This is a genomic window from Betaproteobacteria bacterium, assembly GCA_016720855.1.
In the GTDB taxonomy this organism is placed as follows: Bacteria; Pseudomonadota; Gammaproteobacteria; order Burkholderiales; family Usitatibacteraceae; genus FEB-7.
In genome coordinates this window covers 1,005,058-1,025,189 of the sequence record JADKJU010000001.1, presented here as the reverse complement: position 1 = coordinate 1,025,189, position 20,132 = coordinate 1,005,058, and the positions used below count along the sequence as shown (strand labels likewise).

At 67.6% G+C, this 20,132-nt stretch carries 21 protein-coding genes and 1 pseudogene; 10 read left to right on the top strand and 12 right to left on the bottom strand.

Annotated elements, in window-relative coordinates; translation table 11 throughout:
* The first annotated feature begins 49 nt into the window (after nt 1-49).
* The 4 genes from IPP91_04580 (at nt 50) to IPP91_04565 (ending at nt 4,482) form a co-directional block, all read left to right on the top strand.
* Complete coding sequence (locus tag IPP91_04580; protein ID MBL0141342.1) at nt 50-988, top strand: ABC transporter permease; 939 nt, start codon at nt 50-52, stop codon at nt 986-988.
* 9 nt (nt 989-997) lie between these two features.
* Nucleotides 998-2,050, top strand: a complete 1,053-nt coding sequence (locus IPP91_04575) for an ABC transporter permease (protein MBL0141341.1) — start codon at nt 998-1,000, stop codon at nt 2,048-2,050.
* A 16-nt stretch (nt 2,051-2,066) separates the two neighbouring features.
* Nucleotides 2,067-3,767, top strand: coding sequence for an ABC transporter ATP-binding protein (locus IPP91_04570; protein MBL0141340.1), 1,701 nt, complete (start codon nt 2,067-2,069; stop codon nt 3,765-3,767).
* Nucleotides 3,768-3,885: 118 nt separating this feature from the next.
* A complete protein-coding gene (locus IPP91_04565; GenBank protein MBL0141339.1) occupies nt 3,886-4,482 on the top strand; it encodes a superoxide dismutase in 597 nt (198 codons plus the stop codon).
* Nucleotides 4,483-4,547: 65 nt separating this feature from the next.
* On the opposite strand, the gene IPP91_04560 is transcribed toward IPP91_04565, so the two are convergent.
* From IPP91_04560 to gloB, 5 genes are all read right to left on the bottom strand, one after another.
* Nucleotides 4,548-6,002 (bottom strand): transglycosylase SLT domain-containing protein, encoded by a 1,455-nt coding sequence (locus tag IPP91_04560; protein MBL0141338.1) that lies wholly within the window; start codon nt 6,000-6,002, stop codon nt 4,548-4,550.
* Nucleotides 6,003-6,034: 32 nt separating this feature from the next.
* Nucleotides 6,035-7,357, bottom strand: a complete 1,323-nt coding sequence (locus tag IPP91_04555; GenBank protein MBL0141337.1) for a TldE/PmbA family protein — start codon at nt 7,355-7,357, stop codon at nt 6,035-6,037.
* Between the two features lie 2 nt (nt 7,358-7,359).
* Nucleotides 7,360-8,802: a TldD/PmbA family protein gene (locus IPP91_04550; GenBank protein ID MBL0141336.1), complete on the bottom strand. Its 1,443-nt coding sequence runs from the start codon at nt 8,800-8,802 to the stop codon at nt 7,360-7,362.
* A 151-nt stretch (nt 8,803-8,953) separates the two neighbouring features.
* Entirely contained in the window at nt 8,954-9,436 is a 483-nt protein-coding gene (locus tag IPP91_04545) for a GNAT family N-acetyltransferase (GenBank protein MBL0141335.1), read from the bottom strand.
* 31 nt (nt 9,437-9,467) lie between these two features.
* Complete coding sequence (gene gloB / locus IPP91_04540) at nt 9,468-10,265, bottom strand: hydroxyacylglutathione hydrolase (protein ID MBL0141334.1); 798 nt, start codon at nt 10,263-10,265, stop codon at nt 9,468-9,470.
* Between the two features lie 26 nt (nt 10,266-10,291).
* Here gloB and IPP91_04535 point away from each other — a divergent pair, with 26 nt between their 5' ends.
* From IPP91_04535 to IPP91_04510, 6 genes and pseudogenes are all read left to right on the top strand, one after another.
* The gene (locus IPP91_04535) at nt 10,292-11,044 is read left to right on the top strand and encodes a methyltransferase domain-containing protein (protein MBL0141333.1); all 753 of its coding nucleotides are present in this window, start codon (nt 10,292-10,294) and stop codon (nt 11,042-11,044) included.
* Nucleotides 10,942-11,511: a ribonuclease HI gene (gene rnhA, locus IPP91_04530; protein MBL0141332.1), complete on the top strand. Its 570-nt coding sequence runs from the start codon at nt 10,942-10,944 to the stop codon at nt 11,509-11,511. The genes IPP91_04535 and rnhA overlap by 103 nt, the downstream gene beginning before the upstream one ends.
* 68 nt (nt 11,512-11,579) lie before the next feature.
* Nucleotides 11,580-12,280 (top strand): annotated as a pseudogene (gene dnaQ / locus IPP91_04525) (DNA polymerase III subunit epsilon).
* Nucleotides 12,281-12,287: 7 nt separating this feature from the next.
* Nucleotides 12,288-14,009, top strand: coding sequence for an EAL domain-containing protein (locus IPP91_04520; GenBank protein MBL0141331.1), 1,722 nt, complete (start codon nt 12,288-12,290; stop codon nt 14,007-14,009).
* A 101-nt stretch (nt 14,010-14,110) separates the two neighbouring features.
* Nucleotides 14,111-14,452, top strand: coding sequence for a cytochrome c (locus IPP91_04515; GenBank protein ID MBL0141330.1), 342 nt, complete (start codon nt 14,111-14,113; stop codon nt 14,450-14,452).
* Between the two features lie 8 nt (nt 14,453-14,460).
* Complete coding sequence (locus IPP91_04510) at nt 14,461-14,784, top strand: cytochrome c (GenBank protein ID MBL0141329.1); 324 nt, start codon at nt 14,461-14,463, stop codon at nt 14,782-14,784.
* Nucleotides 14,785-14,896: 112 nt separating this feature from the next.
* Here IPP91_04510 and IPP91_04505 read toward each other — a convergent pair whose 3' ends face one another.
* From IPP91_04505 to IPP91_04475, 7 genes are read right to left on the bottom strand one after another with little or no spacing between them, the layout of a single operon-like run.
* The gene (locus IPP91_04505; protein ID MBL0141328.1) at nt 14,897-15,328 is read right to left on the bottom strand and encodes a DUF1841 family protein; all 432 of its coding nucleotides are present in this window, start codon (nt 15,326-15,328) and stop codon (nt 14,897-14,899) included.
* Entirely contained in the window at nt 15,325-15,999 is a 675-nt protein-coding gene (gene nth, locus IPP91_04500; protein ID MBL0141327.1) for an endonuclease III, read from the bottom strand. The genes IPP91_04505 and nth overlap by 4 nt, the downstream gene beginning before the upstream one ends.
* A gap of 29 nt (nt 16,000-16,028) precedes the next feature.
* The gene (locus tag IPP91_04495; GenBank protein MBL0141326.1) at nt 16,029-16,538 is read right to left on the bottom strand and encodes an RnfABCDGE type electron transport complex subunit B; all 510 of its coding nucleotides are present in this window, start codon (nt 16,536-16,538) and stop codon (nt 16,029-16,031) included.
* A complete protein-coding gene (locus IPP91_04490) occupies nt 16,535-17,647 on the bottom strand; it encodes an alanine dehydrogenase (GenBank protein MBL0141325.1) in 1,113 nt (370 codons plus the stop codon). Before IPP91_04490 ends, IPP91_04495 begins: the two co-directional genes overlap by 4 nt.
* 24 nt (nt 17,648-17,671) lie before the next feature.
* A complete protein-coding gene (locus IPP91_04485; GenBank protein MBL0141324.1) occupies nt 17,672-18,688 on the bottom strand; it encodes a quinone-dependent dihydroorotate dehydrogenase in 1,017 nt (338 codons plus the stop codon).
* The gene (locus IPP91_04480; protein ID MBL0141323.1) at nt 18,688-19,410 is read right to left on the bottom strand and encodes an arginyltransferase; all 723 of its coding nucleotides are present in this window, start codon (nt 19,408-19,410) and stop codon (nt 18,688-18,690) included. The genes IPP91_04485 and IPP91_04480 overlap by 1 nt, the downstream gene beginning before the upstream one ends.
* Nucleotides 19,383-20,099, bottom strand: coding sequence for a leucyl/phenylalanyl-tRNA--protein transferase (locus tag IPP91_04475; GenBank protein ID MBL0141322.1), 717 nt, complete (start codon nt 20,097-20,099; stop codon nt 19,383-19,385). Before IPP91_04475 ends, IPP91_04480 begins: the two co-directional genes overlap by 28 nt.
* Between the last annotated feature and the right edge of the window lie 33 nt (nt 20,100-20,132).

Here is a 20,132-nt window from a genome sequence, read left to right as displayed (position 1 = left end):
AAAATGTGCGAAGTGATCTGACCCCTTTTCTTCCGCAAGGAGAAGCACCGTGACCGCCTACGTAATCCGACGCATGTGGCAGATGATCCCGACGCTCGCCGGCGTGATCCTGCTGATCTTCTTCCTGTTCAACTGGGTGGGGGGCGACCCCGCGCAGGTGCTGGCGGGCAAGATCTCCAACCCCGAGCAGATCGCCAACATCCGCAGGCAGCTGGGCGTCGACCAGCCCTACTGGTACCAGCTCTGGGTGTTCGTGCAGCAGGTGTTCACCTTCGACTTCGGGCGCAGCTGGTCCACCAACGAGGAGGTCTCGCGCATCCTCCTCACGCGCGTCGGGCCCACGCTCACCATCATGGTGCCGGTGCTCCTGATCGAGACCGTGCTCGCGGTCGTCTTCGCGATCATGGTCGCCTACGTGCGCGGCAGCCTCACCGATCGCGCGATCATGGTGATCTGCACGACGGCGATGTCGATCAGCTTCCTCGTCTACATCATCTTCGGCCAGTGGCTCTTCGGCTTCATCCTCGGCTGGTTCCCGGTGCAGGGCTGGAGCGAGAGCTTCTGGAGGAATCTCACCAACTACGCGCCGCTGCCGATCATGCTGGCCATCTTCGTGGGCCTGGCGCCCCAGCTTCGCCTGTACCGGTCCTTCTTCCTCGAGGAGATCAACCAGGACTACGTGCGCACCGCGCGCGCGAAGGGCCTGCCGGAGAAGCGGGTGATGATGAAGCACGTGCTGAGGAACGCCATGATCCCGATCCTCACGAACGTCGGCATCTACCTGCCGAGCGTCTTCGTCGGCTCCTTCCTGCTCGAGGTGTTCTTCTCGGTGCCGGGCCTGGGCCGCGAGATCGTGACGGCGGTGAACCGCAGCGACTTCCCCGTGATCAAGGCGGTGACGGTCTACCTGGCCGTCCTCACCATGGTCGTCAACCTGCTGGTCGACGTGATGTACAAGCTCGTCGATCCGCGCGTGTCGTTCAAATAGGGGCCCGACATGAGCGCAGTCCTTCCCAGCAGCACGCCGCCCGTCCGCCAGGAGTCCCCGGGGCTCTGGACACTCGCGTGGCGCCGGCTCCTCAATGACCGAGTCGGCGTCATCGCCCTCGTCGTGGTCGTGATCTATCTGGCGATGATGCTGGCCTCGTTCAGCGGGCTCATCGCGCGCGACTGGAACAAGGAGAAGGGCGTTTCCTATGCCAATCCCGCGTTCCTGGCCGGCGCCGAGAACCTGGAGGCGAAGGAGGTCACGAACAGGGACGTGAACCCCAGGGCAAAGCCCGTCGACCTTTCCGATATCGATCCGCTGGCCCCGCGCTACAAGGAGTGGGAGGAACGCGCCGCCAAGATCGCCGTCACGGAGGTCAAGCGTGCGGAGTCCCTGCCCTTCGGCGGCGACAAGTGGGGCCGCGATGTGCTGTCCAAGGCGGTCAAGGGATCGGAAGTCTCGATCTTCGTGGGGCTCACCGCGGCGCTCTTCGCCACCCTCATCGGCACGGTGCTGGGCGCCATGGCCGGCTACTGGGGCGGCAGGGTGAACGACCTCCTGGAGTGGTTCTACAACATCTTCACCTCGATTCCCTACATCCTGCTCATCCTCGCCTTCGCGGCGGTGTTCAAGCGTGGCCTGGACACGATCATCGTGATCCTGGCGCTCACCGGCTGGACGGGAATCTACCGGCTGGTGCGCGCGGAATACATCAAGCACTGCGGCCGGGAATACGTGAAGGCCGCGCAGGCGATCGGCGCCTCGCATTTCTCGCGGATGTTCGTGCACATCCTGCCCAACGCGAGCCACGTGATCCTCGTGCAGCTCTCGCAGCACGTGGTGGGCTTCATCAAGGCGGAGGTGATCCTCTCCTTCCTGGGCCTCGGCGTGCCGGTCGACATGGTCTCGTGGGGCACGATGCTCGCCGAGGCGCAGAACGAGCTGGTGATCGGCAAGTGGTGGCAGCTCTTCGCCGCGGGCGCGAGCATGGCGATCCTCGTGACCGCCTTCTCGATGCTCACCGACAGCCTGCGCGACGCGCTGGATCCGAAGCTCAAGTGACCCGGGGAACATGAGAATGGCGAACGAACAGCATCTCCTCGAGATCCAGGACCTGCGCGTCACCTTCCGCATCGACAGGCACACGACGTTCGAGGCGGTGAAGGGAATCTCCTTCCACATCCCTGCGCACAGGATCATCGCGCTGGTGGGCGAGTCGGGCAGCGGCAAGAGCGTCTCGGCGATGTCGATCCTGGGGCTCCTTCCCGACAACGCGACCGTTGCGGCTTCGAGCCGCGTCCTGTACGCGGGGGAGGACCTCCTCAAGGCCTCGCCGCAGCGGCTGCAGGACCTGCGCGGCAAGGACATCTCGGTCATCTTCCAGGAGCCGATGACGTCGCTCAATCCAGTGTTCCCCGTGGGCGAGCAGATCGGGGAAGTGCTGCGCCTGCACATGGGCATGACCTCCAGGGCAGCGGCGGCTCGCGCGGTGGAACTGCTCTCGGAAGTGGGGATCCCGGATCCGGCCCTGCGCGTGAAGAGTTTTCCGCACGAGCTCTCCGGCGGGCAGCAGCAGCGCGTGATGATCGCCATGGCGATCGCCTGCGAGCCCAAGCTCCTCATCGCCGACGAGCCGACCACGGCGCTGGACGTCACGATCCAGAAGCAGATCCTGGAGCTCCTGGCGAAGCTGCAGGAGAAGCACCACATGTCGGTGCTCTTCATCACGCACGACCTGGGCGTGGTGGGCGAGATCGCCGACCACGTGGTGGTGATGCAGGAGGGCGTGATCCGGGAGCAGGGCCCGGTGCGCGGGATCTTCGTGAGCCCGCAGCATCCCTACACGCGGGCGCTGCTCGAATGCCGGCCGCGCCTTGACCGGCGCCCGATGCGCCTGCCCGTGATCGACGACTTCATGAAGCAGGGCGGTTCGGCCAACTACGACGAGCGTCCGCGCGGCGTGAAGGACAGCGACGCGGTGATCCTCGAGGTGAAGGGCCTCAACAAGACCTTCTTCCTCAAGGAAGGGCTGTTCGGCAAGCGCGCCGTGCCCGCGGTGAAGGACGTGAACTTCCGCCTCGCCAAGGGAAAGACGCTGGGCCTGGTGGGCGAGTCGGGCTCGGGGAAGACAACGGTGGGCCTCACGCTCATGCGACTTCACGACGCCACGAGCGGGGAGGTGCTCTTCGAGGGGAAGGATCTCCTGTCGCTCTCCGACCGGGAGATGATGGCCTATCGCCGGCGCATCCAGATCATCTTCCAGAACCCGTACGCCTCGCTCAACCCGCGCTTCACGGTCGGGAACACCCTCACCGAGCCGATGAAGATCCACGGCATCGGCAAGGACGCGCGGGAGCGGGAGGACATGGCCTTCCACCTGCTTTCCCGAGTAGGCCTGCCGGAGGCGTCCTTCTACAAGTATCCCCACGAATTCTCGGGCGGGCAGCGGCAGCGGATCGCCATTGCGCGCTGCCTCACGATGAAGCCCGATGTGCTCATCTGCGACGAGTCCGTTTCGGCGCTGGACGTCTCCGTGCAGGCGCAGGTGCTGAACCTTCTGCAGGACCTGCAGGACGAGTACCGCCTGTCCTACATCTTCATCTCTCACGACCTGGCGGTGGTGAAGTACATCTCGGACGAGATCATGGTGATGAACCAGGGCGAGATCGTGGAGATCGCCAACGCCGACGAGATCTACCGGAATCCGAAGCAGGAATACACCCGCAAGCTCCTCGCCTCGATCCCCAGGGGCTGGGACGCCTCCCGCGCCACGGCCTGAGTGTTGCCAGGCACGCGTGCCTGGCACCGAATCACCCGCGGCCCGCGGGGGCTTTCGGGCCCGCGTTGGCCTTATAATTTGCCTTTACCCGAACACTCACTTCCTCCGGAGACTTTCCATGTTCCAGCTCATGGCGCTTCCCTACGCCGCAGACGCGCTTTCCCCGATCATCTCGGCCAACACGGTCGGCTTTCACCACGGCAAGCACCACAAGACCTACGTGGACAACCTGAACAACTTCGTCAAGGGAACGGATCTCGAGGGCAAGTCGCTCGTTGAGATCGTGACGGCCACCGCCGGCAAGGCCGACAAGGCGCCGCTCTTCAACAACGCCGCGCAGATCTGGAACCACGACTTCTACTGGAACAGCCTGAAGCCGAATGGCGGCGGGGTGCCTTCCGGCAAGGTCGCCGACAGGATCAACGAGTCCTTCGGCAGCTTCGACGAGTTCAGGAAGCAGATGGCGGCGACCACCGTCGGCCAGTTCGGCAGCGGCTGGGGCTGGCTGGTTGCGGACAGCGCGGGCAAGCTCAAGGTCGTGAAGACCGGCAATGCCGAGGTGCCGATGACGCAGGGCCTGAAGCCGCTCCTCACCATCGACGTGTGGGAGCACGCCTATTACCTCGACCACCAGAACCGCCGCGCCGACTACGTGAACGCGGTGATCGACAAGCTCCTCAACTGGGACTTCGCCGCGGCGAATCTCGGCCAGTAGGTCGAGGCATAAAAGGGGTCTGTCCCCTTTGTTTGTAAAAGGGGACAGACCCCTTTGTTTTGTCCCTAGTAGACGCGCAGGCGCAGCCCGGGCTGGATGACGGCCCGCGAGGAGAGGTTGTTGAGCTGCAGCAGGTCGGGAACCGCCTTGCCGAAATGGCGGGCGATGCCGTAGAGCGTGTCGCCGGCCTTCACCGTGTAGAAATTCGTCGCATGGGCGCGCGCCGCCGACGCTGGCGCGACGGGTGGTGACGCCTTCTTTGCCGCCGTCGCTGGCGCGACTGGTGGTGACGCCTTCGCCGTTGCCGGTGCTGGAGCCTTCGCCGCAGCGGTCGCCGTGCTGGCCGGTGCGGCCGCGACCTGGACATTGCCCTTGCCGCGCCCGGGCACCAGGATCGGCTGCGAGGCGGTGAGCCGCCCTTTCCTGTTCACTTGCAGGTTGTTCACCTGCTTGAGCGAGGCGCCCGTAAGTCCATAGCGCTTCGCGATCGCGTCGACCGACTCGCCCTTCTTGCCCTGGATGGTGTTCCAGGTGACCAGCGGCTGGTCCCAGTTTTCCAGGTTCTCGCGGAACGCGTCCGCCTTGTCCATCGGCAGGACCAGGGTGCCCGTGCGCGCGATTGCGACCGGCTTGTTGTGCGACGGGTTGAGGGCGACGAACTCGTCCTCGGGCATCCCGGCGAGCTTGGCAGCGAGCTTCACGTCGATCTTCTCGGGCGCGTCGACCGTGATGAAGTAAGGCTGGTCCGGTATCGACTCGAGATCGATGCCGTAAAGGGCGGGGGCGAGCACGATGTTCTTCACCGCGATGAGCTTCGGCACGTAGTTTCTCGTCTCGGGCGGCAGCTTGAGGCTCAGGAAATCCGTGGGCAGGCCGCGCTTCTGGTTCGCCGCGATGGCGCGCCCGACGCATCCCTCGCCGCAGTTGTAGGCCGCGAGCGCCAGCTCCCAGCTGCCGAACATGTCGTACAGGCGCTGCAGGTAGTTGAGCGCGGCGTGCGTGGCGGCCACGATGTCGCGCCGGTTGTCCTTCCAGTAGTCCTGCGCCAGGCCGTAGTTCCTGCCCGTCGAGGGAATGAACTGCCACAGCCCCGAGGCCTTGGAGCGCGAATAGGCCTGGGGATTGAACGCGCTTTCCACCACCGGCAGCAGCGCGATCTCGGTGGGCATGCCGCGCTTCTCCACTTCCTCCACGATGTGGTGCAGGTAGCGGCTGCCTCGATCGACGAAGCGCCTGATGTATTCCGGGCGGCCCGAATACCAGGCTTCATGCTCGAGGACGAGCGGGGAATCCAGGGGCTCGAGCAGGAAGCCCTTGCGAATGCGCTGCCAGAGATCCGCGTCCGGCATCGGCAGGACCGGGTCGTCGAAGGCGTCTGGAACGGGGGCGGACGGGGGGGGCGAAGGCCCCGGCGGGATGGCCCAGGCGCCGGTGACGGCCAAGGCCGCAACCAGCGGGACCCACTTCAGATTCCGCTTCCACGCCATCAGCTTAAGTATTGTTTCATAAAGGTTTTTCATCCTACGCCGCAGGGCTTCTGGCGTCAATCCGGCTACAGGACGAGGGCGAAATCGCGAAGCAGCGCGCCGGGCGTGCGCATCGACGACGTGTTTCGCAATCCGTAGGTGCCGCCTTGCAGGAGCAGGTCGCGCTCTTTCGTGAGCGCCTCCAGCTCGGACCCCAGGATCCGGAACGCCGAGTCGTCGAACCGCATCACGTTGAGAGGCGCGCGGATCTTGCCGCCCTCGACCCAGAAGGAAGCGAAGCGCGTCATGCCCGTCAGGCGGCAGGCGGAGCGGTCGGAGAAGTTGAGGTACCACAGGTTTCCCACGAAGATGCCTCGATCCAGGGCATTGAGCGCATCGGCTCGCGGGAGTTCGCCGGCCGCGAGGTCGAGCGACTCGGGCGTCTCGTCGCCATTGGCGCCGTTGGTCGCGGCGCCGTATTCCTTCGCCGAGCGCGGCGAGACGAGCGTATCCGCAGGCCGTCCCGCGCGGATCAGCTCCACCCGGCCCGGCCGCACGAAGCCCTCGCGCTGGAAGCCGGTCGCGAGTCCCTCGGCCGTGTTCTCCGCGATCGTCACGCGTGCGTCGAAGCACTCCTTGCCGTCGGCCATGCGCATGAGCGGGCTGTGCTTCGTGCGCTGGCTCTTCAGGCCGAACCCTCCCCAGCACAGCATCCCGAGCACCTCTTCCATCGCGGACGGCGCGAGGTAGGCGCGGTAATGGCCGGGGTCGAGCGTGCGCGCCGGCGTGCCGAGGAGGGCGAGCTGGTCGCGTGCGAAGCGCATGCGCGCGGCAAAGGCATCGGCCTCCCACTTCGGCCCCGAATACGACGTCTTCACCGCCTTGTCGCGGTCGTGGTACAGGCACCACTCGAAATTGAAGTTGTCCACGCGCTGCCAGTTGCGCTGGCCCAGCGAGTTGGCGAACCCCTCGTGGATCGGACCGCCCGCATACAGGCCCACGAGATCGAGCCCGCGACCGGCGTCGAGCACGGCGTCCATCACCACCGAGGCATCCGGAATTTCGCCGATGGATTCGCGCTCGGTATTCACGGGCGTGGTGGGGTAGAGGAGGTAAGGGTCCACGGGCGCTTGCGCGATGCCGCTGCGCAGGTCGGAGAGCATGGCCTTCAACTGGTCCCGGTCGGCGCCGGGCTGCCCCGAGAGCGTGGCCGCGGCATCCACGCGACGGCCGTCGCGGATGAGCGTGAGCGTCCAGCGTGCCTGGCGCACGCTCGTGGCCTGGCGCACCGCGCTCTTGTTGAAGCGGATGAAGTCGGAGGTTTCGGCGTTGAAGCCGGAGGCGATCACTTCGCCGGCGGCAGCCAGCGACTGTACGAAATCGGCGAGCTCGAGGAAGGTGGATTTCATCCTCACGCCGCTCCGCCAAAGACTTCGACGCCGGAGAAGCGGCATGCGGGCGAGGCGTGGCCGCAGCGGATGACCTGGTTGGGTTCCCCCTTGCCGCAGAAGGGCGTGCCCATCACCTCGAAGGTGGAGGCGTTGCCGACGCCGGAGAGCGATCGCCAGAAGGTCGCGGAAACGCCCCGGTAGTTCGGGTTCCTCACCACCTCGGCGAGCTTGCCGTTGCGGATCATGCGTCCCCACTCGCAACCGAACTGGAATTTGTTGCGCGAGTCGTCGATCGACCACGAGATGTTGGTGCGCATCATGACGCCCAGGTCGATCGAGGCGACCAGCTCGTCGAGCGAGGAGGCGCCCGGCTCGACGTTCAGGTTCGCCATGCGGTCGATGGGCGCCCGGTTCCAGGCGCAGGAGCGCGTGTTGGCCACGCCCGCGATGCCGGCGCGGGCCTGCGAGATGGCCCCGCCCAGCGGGCGCTCGAGGACACCCTTGCGGATGAGGTACTCGCGCTTCGCGGCCAGGCCGTCGTCGTCCCAGCCGTAGGCGGCGAATTCCTCGGCGCGCGTGGGATCGAAGGTGACGTCGAGCAGGTCCGAGCCGTAGCGGTAGGAGCCGAACATGTCGAGCGTCACGAAGCTCGTGCCGGCGAAGTTGCGCTCGTCTCCCAGGATGCGGTCGAGCTCCAGCGGGTGCCCGATGGATTCGTGGATCTGGAGCATCATCTGGTCGGGCATGAGGAGCACGTCCATCTTCCCGCTCGGGCAGTTGGGCGCGGCGAGCAGCTCCAGCGCGCCTTCGGCCACCGCGCGGCCGCTGCCCTCGAGTCCGAAGGAATCGAGGATCTCGAGCCCGCCCTGGCGGCAGTAGCCGTTGCCGCGGCCGGCGTGCGTGCGCGTCTGCGTGACGCCGTCGGCATGCGCGGTGGCCGACATGTTCGGCACGAGGTAATGGAAGACCTGCTCGACCTCGCCGCCGTCGACGGTGAAGTAGGCCTGGCGCGTGCGCGTGGTCCACAGGCTCGCCTCCCAGTCCACGATCCGGTCGTCGATCCGGCACTGCCTGGCTTCGTCCGCCAGCAGGGCGAACTTCTCCGGGCGCGTCAGGCGCGCGGGGTCGTCGGCCAACGGCGAGGCGTAGGTGCCCGTGGGACTGGGCATCGCGATCTTGCTGTAGTCCACGACGCTGCGTCCGGCGGTGAGCTCCGCCAGCCGCTTCGCCCGGCCGGCCGCCTCGCGAAGGCCCGCGGGAGTAAGGTCGCTGGTCGCGGCATACCCCAGGCCGCCCTTGTCGATCACCGTGACCATCACGCCGCGGTCATTGGAAAGTTGCGGGGGTTCGGCCACGTCCTGGCGCACCGTGAGGAACTCCGAGGACTCTTCCATGAATCGCAGGGCACAGAAGTCGGCCGCGGGGGCAATGGCGCGGAAGTCGCGCGCGAGGGTGTCGAGCATGGGGGCTCCGGGGGAAAAGAAGCGGCCGCCTCGAGGGCGGCCATCACGCATTTTACCCGGAAAGCCACCCGTCAATCCCCGACCCTTCTCCCGGAGCGGGAAAGGAAGACCTTTCTTCCCTCTCCCGTGGACATGCAAGGCGCCGGGGGGCCTAGCCTTTCGCGAGCGCCATGAATTCCGGCGCCGTCATGCGCACGAGCTGCCACTCCGGCAGCAGCTTCCCGCCGATGGATTCGTAGAACCGGATCGACGGCGCGTTCCAGTCGAGCACCCGCCACTCGAAGCGGCCGCAGTCGCGCTCGACGGCGAGTGTTGCGAGGTGGCGCAGCATCGCCTTGCCGATCCCGGCTCCGCGGTGTTCCGGCTCCACGAAAAGGTCCTCGAGGTAGAGGCCGGGCTTGCACAGGAACGTGGAGAACGTGGTGAAGAAGAGCGCGAAGCCGACGGCGCGGCCGCCGCGCTCGGCCATCACGGCCTCGCAGGCGGGGCGCGGACCGAAGAGGACCCGGTGCAGGCCCTCGGGCGTGCCGATCATCTGGTGGGAGAGCTTTTCGTATTCGGCCAGCTCGCGGATCAGGCGGTCGATCTGGGCGCAGTCGCGCGGCTCGGCGGGGCGAAGGATGAAGTCGGTCATGGTCGGGGAAGGCGCCGGTCTGGAAAGAGGCTCAGCGGAAGGTGTCCTTCCATTCGCGCACGGCTGCGAACACCTCGACGGGCGAGGCAAGCGCGCGCCCGGCGTGAGCCGAGGCCGAGGCGATGACTTCGGGACAGGACCAGCGCATGAAGGGATTGGTGTCGAGCTCGTCGGCCAGGGTGGAGGGCACGGTGGGCAGGTTCCCCGCCCGCAGCGCGCCATCGCGCTGCCTGCGCGCGGCGAGCGCCGTATTGCCAGGCTCCACCGCGAGCGCAAAGCGGATGTTGGACATCGTGTACTCGTGGGCGCAGTACACGCGCGCCTCGCGCGGCAGCTTCCCGAGCTTCGAGAGCGAATCGAGCATCTGCGCCGGCGTGCCCTCGAAGAGGCGGCCGCAGCCGCAGGCGAACAGGGTATCGCCGCAGAACACGAAGGGGCCGGGGGGCAAGCCCTGCGGCCCTGCGCCGGCTCCCACGTAGGCGATATGCCCCGCGGTGTGGCCCGGCACGTCGAGGATTTCCAGCGGCAGGCCGAGCCCGGGCACGGTGATGCACTCGCCCTGGCGCAGCCTCGTCGTGAGCCCGTCGATCCTCTCGCCCGCCGGCCCGAACACCTCGCACTTCCAGCGCGTGGCCAGCGCTTCCAGCCCGCCCACATGGTCGCCGTGATGGTGGGTCGCCAGGATCGCCGTGAGCACGAGCCCGCGGGCCTCGAGGAAAGCCTGCACGGGGTGATCGTCGCCGGGGTCCACGACGGCCGCGTGCCGACCGTCCTCGATGACCCAGAGGTAGTTGTCCTCGAAAGCCGGAACGGGATGGATCTGCATCATGGACCCGAGTCTATTAGAATTGACCCATGCCGACCAACCCGCTCGCCGACTGGTTCGCCACTGCCCTGGGGGCGTATCTCCTCGAGAAGGAGCGCGCCTACCTGGACGACGTGACGCCCGACATCTTCGGTTTCCACGCGCTGCAGCTGGGCCTGCCGCAGTTCGACCTGCTGCGCGAGAACCGCATGACCCACCGCATGAAGATCGACGTGGGCGGCGGCGTGGACGTGCGGGCCCGGGGACACGAGCTGCCGATCGCCACGCAGTCGATCGACCTGGCCGTGCTGCCGCACGTGCTCGAGTTCGCCCCGGAACCGCATGCCGTCCTGCGCGAGATCGACCGCGTGATGATGCCCGAGGGGCGAATCATCATCCTGGGCTTCAACCCGTGGAGCCTGTGGGGCCTGCGCAGTGCCATCGGCCCCGCGCGCCATGAAACGCCTTGGAACGGCAAGTTCGTCTCCCTCCTGCGCGTGAAGGACTGGCTCGCCCTGCTCGGATACGAGGTCTCCGCAGGCCGCCTCGTCTGCTACGCGCCGCCGGTGAAGAAGGAGAAATGGCTGAAGCGCCTCGCCTTCATGGAGCCCGCCGGCGACCGGTGGTGGGCGGTTGGGGGCGCCGTGTACATGCTGCAGGCCATCAAGCGCGTGCGTGGCATGCGCCTGCTCACCCCGGCATGGCACGAGGCGCAGGCGCGCGAGAAACGCGTGGCCATGGCCACGAAGCGGGAGGGCACGGCGGCCTCCTCCCGGGCCGGGCCGCTGCACATCGTCAAGTGACCGTGACCCATAGCGAAGCCGCTGCCAAAGCGGTCGAGATCCATACCGACGGCGCATGCAAGGGCAATCCCGGTCCGGGGGGCTGGGGGGCCTTGCTCATGTTCGACGGGAAGGAGCGGGAGCTCTTCGGCGGAGAAGCGTTGACCACCAACAACCGGATGGAGCTCACCGCCGTGATCGAGGCGCTTTCCGCTCTGAAGCGCTCGAGCCGGGTGATCCTGCACACCGACTCGCAGTACGTGCAGAAAGGCATCACCGAGTGGATCCACGGGTGGAAAGCGAAGGGGTGGAAGACGGCTGCGAAGGCGCCGGTGAAGAACGTGGACCTGTGGAAGAAACTGGATGAACTGGCGGCGCAGCACCACATCGCCTGGCGGTGGGTGAAGGGGCACGCGGGGCATGACGGGAATGAGCGGGCGGATGCGCTGGCGAACCGCGGGGTCGTCCTGGGTTGCAGTAAACCTTGAGACACGGATGAACACGGATCAGGGCGGATGAACACGGATGATTCGATCGTAGGGGTCATGGGGCGCAGATGAGGCGGATAGTCCTCGATACCGAGACGACCGGGCTGGAGGTCACGCAGGGGCACCGCGTGATCGAAATCGCGTGCGTGGAGCTCTTCGACCGCAGGCAGACGGGTCGCAATTTCCACCGTTACCTGAACCCGGATCGCGAGATCGACCCTGGCGCAACCCAGGTCCATGGCCTCACCCTGGATTTCCTCGCGGACAAGCCGCGCTTCCCCGATATCGCCGAGGAATTCGTCGAGTTCGTGGAGGGGGCGGAACTCCTCATCCACAACGCGCCGTTCGACGTCGGTTTCCTGAACGCGGAATTCGCGCTCATGGACCGGCCCGGTCTGGAGACGGTGTGCACCGTGACCGATACGCTCTCGATGGCGCGCGAGATCCATCCGGGAAAGCGCAACTCCCTGGACGCGCTGTGCGAGCGCTACCAGGTGGACAACTCGCGGCGCGCGTTGCACGGGGCGCTCCTGGACGCGCAGTTGCTGGCCGACGTCTGGCTCGCCATGACGCGAGGGCAGGACTCGCTCGACATCTGCCTCATTCCCGGGTCCGCGGTAACCGGGGGGAATCGGCCTCGCGACCGGACAGGCTCGCGGTGGTGCGCGCAAGCCTGGCGGAACTGGCCGCGCACGCGGCGATGTGCGAGCGCATCGACAAGGAAAGCAAGGGCCGCTGCCTGTGGACGCAGGCGACGCCGGCCGGCTAGGCGCCCGATGCCGACGCCCCCCCCGCCCAAGGATGAGCTGAGCCGGCTGGCTGCCCGGCTGGTGGCGCTGGGGGCGATCCCCATCGCCGTGTTCTGCGCTGCCTTCGCCCTGGGGCGCGCGGCGCTGGGCACCACGCAGCAAGGGCAGGCGTGGACCTGGATGCTCGCTCTCGCCGTGGCCGTGGCCTCGGTGTTCGTGCTGGCGCGGCGCACCGCACGCATCCTGGATGGTGAAGTCCAGGTCATCCGCGGGGCCATCCGTCACGCCTCGGGCGGTTCGGGCAGGGCCGACCTTCCCGAGCTCGATCCCCCCCTCGAGGCGCTGAAGGGCGAAGTGCTGGCGCTCGCCACCGATTTCCAGGCGAAGGAACAGCGCCTGCAGGAGCGGCTGGACAACTCGCGCCAGCAGGTGTTCTTCCTCACCACCCACGACCCGCTCACGGGGCTCGCCAACCGGAAGACGCTCGAGGAGCGGCTCGAGTCGGCGCTCGCCTCGGCGCGCAGCCAGGGCGGCACGCACGCCCTCATCTATCTCGACATCGACTTCCTGCACCGCATCAACGACGCCTTCGGCCACCTTGCGGGCGACGACCTGCTGCGGCGCATCGTGCCGGTGCTCAACGGGTGCCTGCGGGACGAGGAGCTCCTCGCGCGGATCGGCGGCGACGAGTTCGCCGTGCTCATCGAGAACTGCAGCGCCGATTACGCGCTGCAGGCGGGGCTGCGCATCCGCGACGCCGTGCAGGCCTGGCCATTCGACTGGAGCGATCATGCCTTCCAGGTGGGCGTGAGCGCCGGCGTCGTGGCCATCACCCGTCTCACGCCGGGCCTGTCGGCCATCTTCAACGAGGCCGACAGCGCCTGCTTTGCGGCCAAGGAGCAGGGCAGGAACCGCGTCGTCGCCTTCCACGAGGCGCAAGCCTCGCAGTACATGCGCCAGACGAGCCGGGGGTGGTTGAAGCGCATCAACGACGCCATCGCCGGCGGTGCCTTCACGCTCCTCTACCAGCCCATCGTCTCCCTGGCGGCAGGGCGCGATCCCGCCGCGCCGGCGCGCGCGGAAGCACTGCTGCGAATGAGCGAAACGGGCGGGGAATTGATCCTGCCGATGTCGTTCATCCCGGTGGCGGAACGCTACGACCTGATGCGCACGATCGACCGCTGGGTGATCGAGCGCGCCTTCGCCGACTACAAGCGCCTGGCCCGCGACCGCGGCGTGGACAAGCCCGCCGAGTTTTCCATCAACCTGTCGGGCCATACGCTCTCCAGCCCGGATTTCGCCGACATCGTGCGCGAGAACCTCACGCGGTACGGCGTGCCGCCCGGCGCCATCTGCTTCGAGATCACGGAGACCGCGGCCATCGCCAATGTCGAGCGCGCCCGCGCGAGCGTCGAGGCGCTGCGGTCCCTGGGCGTGCGCTTCTGGCTCGACGATTTCGGCAGCGGGCTCTCGTCCTTCAACTACCTCAAGCATTTCCCCGTGGACGGGCTGAAGATCGACGGCCTCTTCGTGAAGGGCGTGGCCAGGAGCTACCTGGACTACGCGATGGTGGAGGCGATCCAGAAGATCGCCACCACCATGGGACTCGCCAGCGTCGCGGAGTGCGTGGAGAGCGAGGATATCGTGAAGAAACTCCAGTCGATCGGCGTGTCCTGGGGGCAGGGCTTTCATCTGGGCCCTCCGGGTCCCCTCGATGCCGTGTTCGACGCGGGCCGCCGGACGCCGTGACGCAACGCGGACGCTGGGCTATAATCCGCGGCGATCGGCGACGGGCCCCGGGAAAAGGCTCGGTTGTCCTCCCCCCGAAATCCTGACCCTGACGAGACTCCATGTCCCGAAACCGCCTCATCATCGCCGCCGTTGCCGCGGCGCTCGCCACCTCCGTCCAGGCGGCAGGTGACCCCGCCGCCGGCAAGCAGAGGCATTTCCAGTGCATCGGATGCCACGGCATTGCCGGCTGGAAGACCGCCTTTCCGGAGGTCTACCACGTGCCCAGGCTCGGCGGGCAACATGCCGCCTACATTGTCAGCGCGCTCAAGCAGTACAAGAAGGGCGAGCGCGACCACCCGACGATGCGCTCCATCGCGGCGGACCTGTCCGACAAGGACATGGAGGATCTTGCGGCGTACTACTCGCAGGCAGCCGGCGGCGCGACCGTCGCCGGGAAATGAGGCGCGCCATGAACAAGCACACGCTCATCGCGCTCGCCGTCCTTTCGCTTGCCGTCCCGGCCTTCGCGGCCTCGGGCAACCCGGATGCCGGCAGAACCAAGGCCGAGCCGTGCAAGGCCTGCCATGGGGAATCCGGCATCAGCGTGAGCCCCGAATTCCCGAAGATCGCGGGCCAGCACGCCGACTACCTTGCCACCGCGCTCAAGCACTACAAGGCCGGCAAGCGCAAGAACCCGATCATGGCCGGCCAGGTCGCGAACCTGTCCGAAAAGGACATGCTCGACCTTGCGGCGTACTTCTCGACCCAGCCGGGCGTCACGCTCAAGTACTGACGACTCCCCGCGGCCGCCTACCCCGAAAGCCCGGCTCGCGCCGGGCTTTTTCCATGGGGCGTGTTCGCGAACCCGTCTCCCCATGAACCCGGTTGGTGTGGCCGGTTCGTTTTCAGATGAGTTGGGCGAGACGTTCGAGGTAGACGGCGTTGTCGAAGGGAGCGCCATTGCGCTGCGACTGCCAGACGATCTCGGCCAGGCAGTCGAGCACCGCGTGCCGGGCCTCGTGCTCCGAACCGTGCTTCGCCGCGAGTGCCTTCACCGCTTCGCGGATGCCCGGCGGCTGGTCGATGCCGACCTGCTCCTCGATCGCGAGGTGCAGCGACAGGTGCAGGAACGGATTGGTCTCGCCGCCCTCCGGCTTCCACTCTCGGTCCCGGTAGCGTCCGGCATTCGCTAGCACTTCGTGGTACTCCGGATGCTCCATCACGATCGCGAGCGCCATCGATTCCAGCGGCGTCAACGCCTGTCCCGCCCGCGATTTGGCCCACAGGTCGAAGAAGAACTCGCGCACCTGATCGCGCGTGGGGTTGAAGAGGCTCATTTCGGCAGGCGCGATCGCTTCGGCGCCGGGGGGGCGGCGAGCTTCGCCTTGTCCCTGAACCCGCAGGGCCCGACCACCGGGCACTGCCCGCACTTCGGCGAGCGCGCCACGCAGGTGTAGCGGCCGTGCAGGATGAGCCAGTGGTGCGCGTGCTGGCGATACTCCACGGGCACGACCTCGAGGAGCCTGCGTTCCACCGCCAGCGGATCCTTGCCTGGCGCGAGTCCCGTGCGGTTGGATACGCGAAAGATGTGCGTATCGACGGCCATCGTGGGCTCGCCGAAGGCCACGTTCAGCACCACGTTGGCGGTCTTGCGCCCCACGCCGGGCAGCTTTTCCAGCGCCTCGCGGGTGCGTGGCACCTCGCCGCCGTGTTCCGCGAGCAGCATTCGCGACAGCCCGACCACATTCTTCGCCTTCGTGCGGAAAAGCCCGATGGTCTTGATGTACGCCTCCAGGCCTTCCTCGCCCAGCGCGACGATTTTCCGCGGCGTGTCCGCCACGGGGAAGAGCTTCCTCGTGGCGAGGTTCACGCCCTTGTCGGTCGCCTGCGCCGAGAGCACCACGGCCACCAGCAGTTCGTAGGGGGTGGCGTACTCGAGTTCGCTCCTCGGATCGGGATTGGCGTCGCGCAGGAGGCGAAAGAACTCGGCGCGCGCCCTGGCGCTCATGACCTTGCCGGCCCGTTCCTCGACCACGGTCATTCGTAGGCCTCCAGTTTGGCCGCGTGCTCGGCGACGTCGCGGGCCAGCCGCATGGCGCGGAACGCGTGCCGGGCGCGCGACAGATCCGGATCGGGCAACTTCGCCACCGGGACGAGCGAAATGCAGTCCACCGGGCAGGGCGGGATGCACAGCTCGCACCCCGTGCACCAGCCGGCGATCACCGTGTGCATGAGCCTGGAGGCGCCCACGATCGCATCCACCGGACAGGCCTGGATGCACTTCACGCAGCCGATGCAAAGCGCCTCGTCGATGAAGGCGACCTGCGGCGGACGATGTTCGCCGTGGGCCGGGTTGAGCGGCTTCACGGCGCGGCCGAGAATCGCCGCGAGCTTCGCGATGCCTTCATTGCCGCCCGGCGGACATTGGTCGATGTCGGCCTCGCCCTTCGCGATGGCCTGCGCATAGGGAAGGCAGCCTTCGAAGCCGCACTGCGTGCATTGCGTCTGCGGCAGGAGCGCGTCGATGCGGGTGGCCAGGTCGGTCACGCGAGGTCTTCCTCCGTGAGCGGCGAGCAGGGCTCACCCGCTTCGGCCGCGATGCCTTCGTGCGTGAACCGTCCGTTCCACAGCATGACGCCCGCGCGCAGGCCCTTGTCGTCCCGGATCGCCTGCGCGATGCCCTTGCGGGCCAGCGCCCGGACATGGGGCAGGACCGCCGCCGACAGGGCCGCCGCACCGGCGCGCGCCACCGCCGAGGGCATGTTGGCCACGCAGTAGTGCACGACGCCGTGCTCGACGTAAGTGGGGTTCGCGTGAGTGGTCGGCCGCGACGTCTCGGCGATGCCGCCCGCATCGATCGAAATGTCCACGATCACGGAGCCGGGTTTCATGCGCGCGACCAGGGAGCGGGCCAGGAGCTTCGGCGTGGCCGTTCCCGGGATGAAGACGGCGCCCACCACGAGGTCCGCGGCCAGGGCGTGGCGCTCGATGGCATCGGGCGTGGCCAGGCCGGTTTCGATCGAGGGCCCGAGGCGCGTGGCGATGGCCTCCCGCGTCGCAGGCGACCGCGTGAGGATCGTGACCGCCGCGCCCATCGCGGATGCGACCTGCGCCGCATTCGTTCCCGCATGGCCGCCTCCGAGCACGAGCACGCGTGCGGGAGGCGCACCGGGACAGCCCGCCAGCAGCGTGCCGTTGCCGCCGGCCGGCAGCGTGAGGAGCTGCGCGCCCACCTGGATCGCCAGGCGCCCGGCGATCACCGACATGGGCGCGAGGAGCGGGAATCCGCCCTGCGCATCGCGCACCATCTCGTAGGCGATGGCGGTGACGCCTCGCGCGGCCACTTCGCGCGCCAGCCCGGGCTCGCCCACCAGGTGCTGGAAGGAAAAGAGCGTGCAGTGGCGATCCAGGCAGGTCCACTCGCCCGGCTGGATCTCCTTCACCTTCACGACGAGCGCGGCCTTCCACGCGTCGGCGGGATCGACGATCGTGGCGCCGGCAGCCCGGTACGCCTCGTCGGGCGCTCCGATGCCCAGGCCCGCGCCGCAGGCCACGCGCACCTCATGGCCGTCGCCCGCGAGAACGCCGATCGCGATCGGGTCGAGACCGACACGGCGCTCGCCTTCCTTCGTTTCGCGGGGAACGCCGATTCGCATGGAGGCCGGCGGCGCAGTCTGCGCTCAGGCCTTGAGCGCGCGCCGCGCCTCGGCGATGAGATCCGGGCCGCGGTAGATGAAGCCGGTGTAGATCTGCACGAGGCTGGCCCCCGCCTCGACCTTGGCCTTCGCATCCTCTCCCGAGAGGATGCCGCCCACGCCGATGAGGGGGATGCGCCCGCCGAGCAGGCGCGCGAGCTTGCGCAGCACTTCGGTCGAGAGCGCGAACACGGGGCGCCCCGAGAGCCCGCCCGCCTCCTGTGCGTTGCGATGACCCTCCACGCCCGCGCGGCCGATGGTGGTGTTGGTGGCGACCAGCGCGTCGATGCGGTGCTTGAGTGCAAGTTCCGCGACGGCCGCGATCTGCCCGTCGTCGAGGTCGGGGGCGATCTTCACGGCGAGCGGCGTCACTTTCCCTGCGCGGGCGGCGAGCGAATCGCGCCGCGCCATGATCGCCCCGAGCAGCTCGTCGAGCCTTTCCCGGGACTGGAGGTCGCGCAGGTTCTTCGTGTTGGGCGAGGAGATGTTGACCGCGACGTAGGTCGCGCGCTCGTACACGGCGTCCAGGCAGGCGAGGTAGTCGTCGGCGGCGCGCTCGATGGGCGTGTCGAAGTTCTTGCCGATGTTGATGCCCAGGACGCCCCGGAACGGGGATTTCTCGACGTTGCGCAGCAGCGCCTCCACGCCCACGTTGTTGAAGCCCATGCGATTGATGATCGCCTCGTGCTCCACCAGGCGGAAGAGTCGCGGCCTGGGGTTGCCCGGCTGCGGGCGCGGCGTGACGGTGCCGACCTCCAGGTGGCCGAAGCCCAGGGCCGCCAGCGGCTCGAGATACTGCGCATCCTTGTCCATCCCGGCGGCGAGGCCGACGGGGTTCGGGAAGCGGATGCCCATCACCGTGCGTTCTTCGCCTGCGTCCGACCCCGCTCCCAGGAGCGCCACGGCAGGCCCGAGGGTGCCCATCGCCTTGAGCGCGAGCACGTGCGCGGTTTCGGGGTCGAGCTGGAAGAGGGCACTGCGGGCGAGGCGATAAAGGCTCATCAGCGCAGGCGCTTCCATTCCCCGCGGGTGAGCCCCTCGATGGGGCGGAATTCGCTCTTGTAGGCCATCTTGCGGCTCTGCGCGATCCAGTAGCCGAGGTACACGTAGGGAAGGCCGCGCCGCCGGGCCTCCTCGATCTGCCACACGATGTTCCAGGTGCCGAAGCTTGCCTTTTGCACGAGCGGGTCGAAGAAGGTATAGACCGAGGACAGGCCGTCGGCCAGCTCGTCCACGATGGACACCATGCGCAGCTTGCCTTCCTCGCGGAACTCCGCGAGGCTGGTGGTGACGTTCGATTGCAGCAGGAAATGGATGTACTGCTCGCGGCTGTCGTGGTCCATGCCGCCGCCTCGGTGGCGCTCCCCCTGGTACAGGCGATACAGGGCGTAATGCTCGGGACTGAACTTGAGCTCGCCGAAACGAACCTCCAGCCCCGAGTGCCGTTTCCAGGATCGACGCTGGGAGCGGTTCGGCTCGAACTCGGAGGCGACCACGCGCACCGGCACGCAGGCCTGGCAGTGGTCGCAGTAGGGGCGGTAGGTGAAAGCACCCGAGCGGCGGAAGCCGGCGGAGACGAGGCTGCCGTAGGCCTCCGTATCGATGAGGTAGCTGGGAGTTGCGACCTGCGAGCGCGCGAGGCGTCCCGGCACGTAGCTGCAAGGGTACGGGGCCGTCGCGTAGAACTGCAGGTTCGCTATCGGGAGATCGTTGAGCTTCGCCATGCTTCCTCGGTGGCCGGCCAACGGCTGCCGGACGGGGGATATTGTATCGACTCGGCCAGCAGGTGCGCGAAGTCGCGCCTCGGAATCTCGCGCGCGCCCAGGGAAGCCAGGTGGCGCGTGGCCTGCTGGCAATCGATGACGCGCACGCCCAGATCGCGCACGCGATCCACCAGCTTCACCAGGGCCACCTTGGATGCGTCCGTCTCGCGCGAGAACATCGACTCGCCGAAGAAGACCCGGCCGAGCAGGATGCCGTAGAGCCCGCCGGCCAGCTCGCCGTCCTTCCACGACTCGACCGAGTGCGCGTAGCCCAGCTCATGCAGGCGCGTGTAGGCCGCGACCATCTCCGGGACGATCCAGGTTCCCGGCAGCCCGTCGCGGGGGGCCGCGCACTCGGCCATCACCTGTGCGAACGCGGTATCGAATCGCGTTTCGAATGGCCCGCGGGCCACCGCCTTCCTGAGCGAGCGCGACACCTTGAGCTCTTCGGGGAGAAGGACCATGCGCGGGTGCGGCGACCACCAGAGGATCGGGTCGCCCTCCGAGAACCACGGGAAGATCCCCTTCGCATAGGCGTCGAGGATCCTCTGCGGCGAGAGGTCCGCGCCGGCGCAGAGCAGCCCGTTGGGCGAGCGCTGGGCCCTGGATACGGGGGGGAAGGGGTCGCCGGGGCGCAGGAAGGGGATCACCGTCCTCACTTTAGTGGAAATGGGATAGCCTTG

Excerpts from the sequence above, each read along its gene's own strand:
- IPP91_04575 (MBL0141341.1), top strand. The coding sequence starts at position 998 with ATGAGCGCAGTCCTTCCCAGCAGCACGCCGCCCGTCCGCCAGGAGTCC.
- IPP91_04570 (MBL0141340.1), top strand. The coding sequence starts at position 2,067 with ATGGCGAACGAACAGCATCTCCTCGAGATCCAGGACCTGCGCGTCACC.
- IPP91_04565 (MBL0141339.1), top strand. The coding sequence starts at position 3,886 with ATGTTCCAGCTCATGGCGCTTCCCTACGCCGCAGACGCGCTTTCCCCG.
- IPP91_04560 (MBL0141338.1), bottom strand. The coding sequence starts at position 6,002 with ATGAAAAACCTTTATGAAACAATACTTAAGCTGATGGCGTGGAAGCGG.
- IPP91_04555 (MBL0141337.1), bottom strand. The coding sequence starts at position 7,357 with ATGAAATCCACCTTCCTCGAGCTCGCCGATTTCGTACAGTCGCTGGCT.
- IPP91_04550 (MBL0141336.1), bottom strand. The coding sequence starts at position 8,802 with ATGCTCGACACCCTCGCGCGCGACTTCCGCGCCATTGCCCCCGCGGCC.
- IPP91_04545 (MBL0141335.1), bottom strand. The coding sequence starts at position 9,436 with ATGACCGACTTCATCCTTCGCCCCGCCGAGCCGCGCGACTGCGCCCAG.
- gloB (MBL0141334.1), bottom strand. The coding sequence starts at position 10,265 with ATGATGCAGATCCATCCCGTTCCGGCTTTCGAGGACAACTACCTCTGG.
- IPP91_04535 (MBL0141333.1), top strand. The coding sequence starts at position 10,292 with ATGCCGACCAACCCGCTCGCCGACTGGTTCGCCACTGCCCTGGGGGCG.
- rnhA (MBL0141332.1), top strand. The coding sequence starts at position 10,942 with ATGGCACGAGGCGCAGGCGCGCGAGAAACGCGTGGCCATGGCCACGAA.
- IPP91_04520 (MBL0141331.1), top strand. The coding sequence starts at position 12,288 with ATGCCGACGCCCCCCCCGCCCAAGGATGAGCTGAGCCGGCTGGCTGCC.
- IPP91_04515 (MBL0141330.1), top strand. The coding sequence starts at position 14,111 with ATGTCCCGAAACCGCCTCATCATCGCCGCCGTTGCCGCGGCGCTCGCC.
- IPP91_04510 (MBL0141329.1), top strand. The coding sequence starts at position 14,461 with ATGAACAAGCACACGCTCATCGCGCTCGCCGTCCTTTCGCTTGCCGTC.
- IPP91_04505 (MBL0141328.1), bottom strand. The coding sequence starts at position 15,328 with ATGAGCCTCTTCAACCCCACGCGCGATCAGGTGCGCGAGTTCTTCTTC.
- nth (MBL0141327.1), bottom strand. The coding sequence starts at position 15,999 with ATGAGCGCCAGGGCGCGCGCCGAGTTCTTTCGCCTCCTGCGCGACGCC.
- IPP91_04490 (MBL0141325.1), bottom strand. The coding sequence starts at position 17,647 with ATGCGAATCGGCGTTCCCCGCGAAACGAAGGAAGGCGAGCGCCGTGTC.
- IPP91_04485 (MBL0141324.1), bottom strand. The coding sequence starts at position 18,688 with ATGAGCCTTTATCGCCTCGCCCGCAGTGCCCTCTTCCAGCTCGACCCC.
- IPP91_04480 (MBL0141323.1), bottom strand. The coding sequence starts at position 19,410 with ATGGCGAAGCTCAACGATCTCCCGATAGCGAACCTGCAGTTCTACGCG.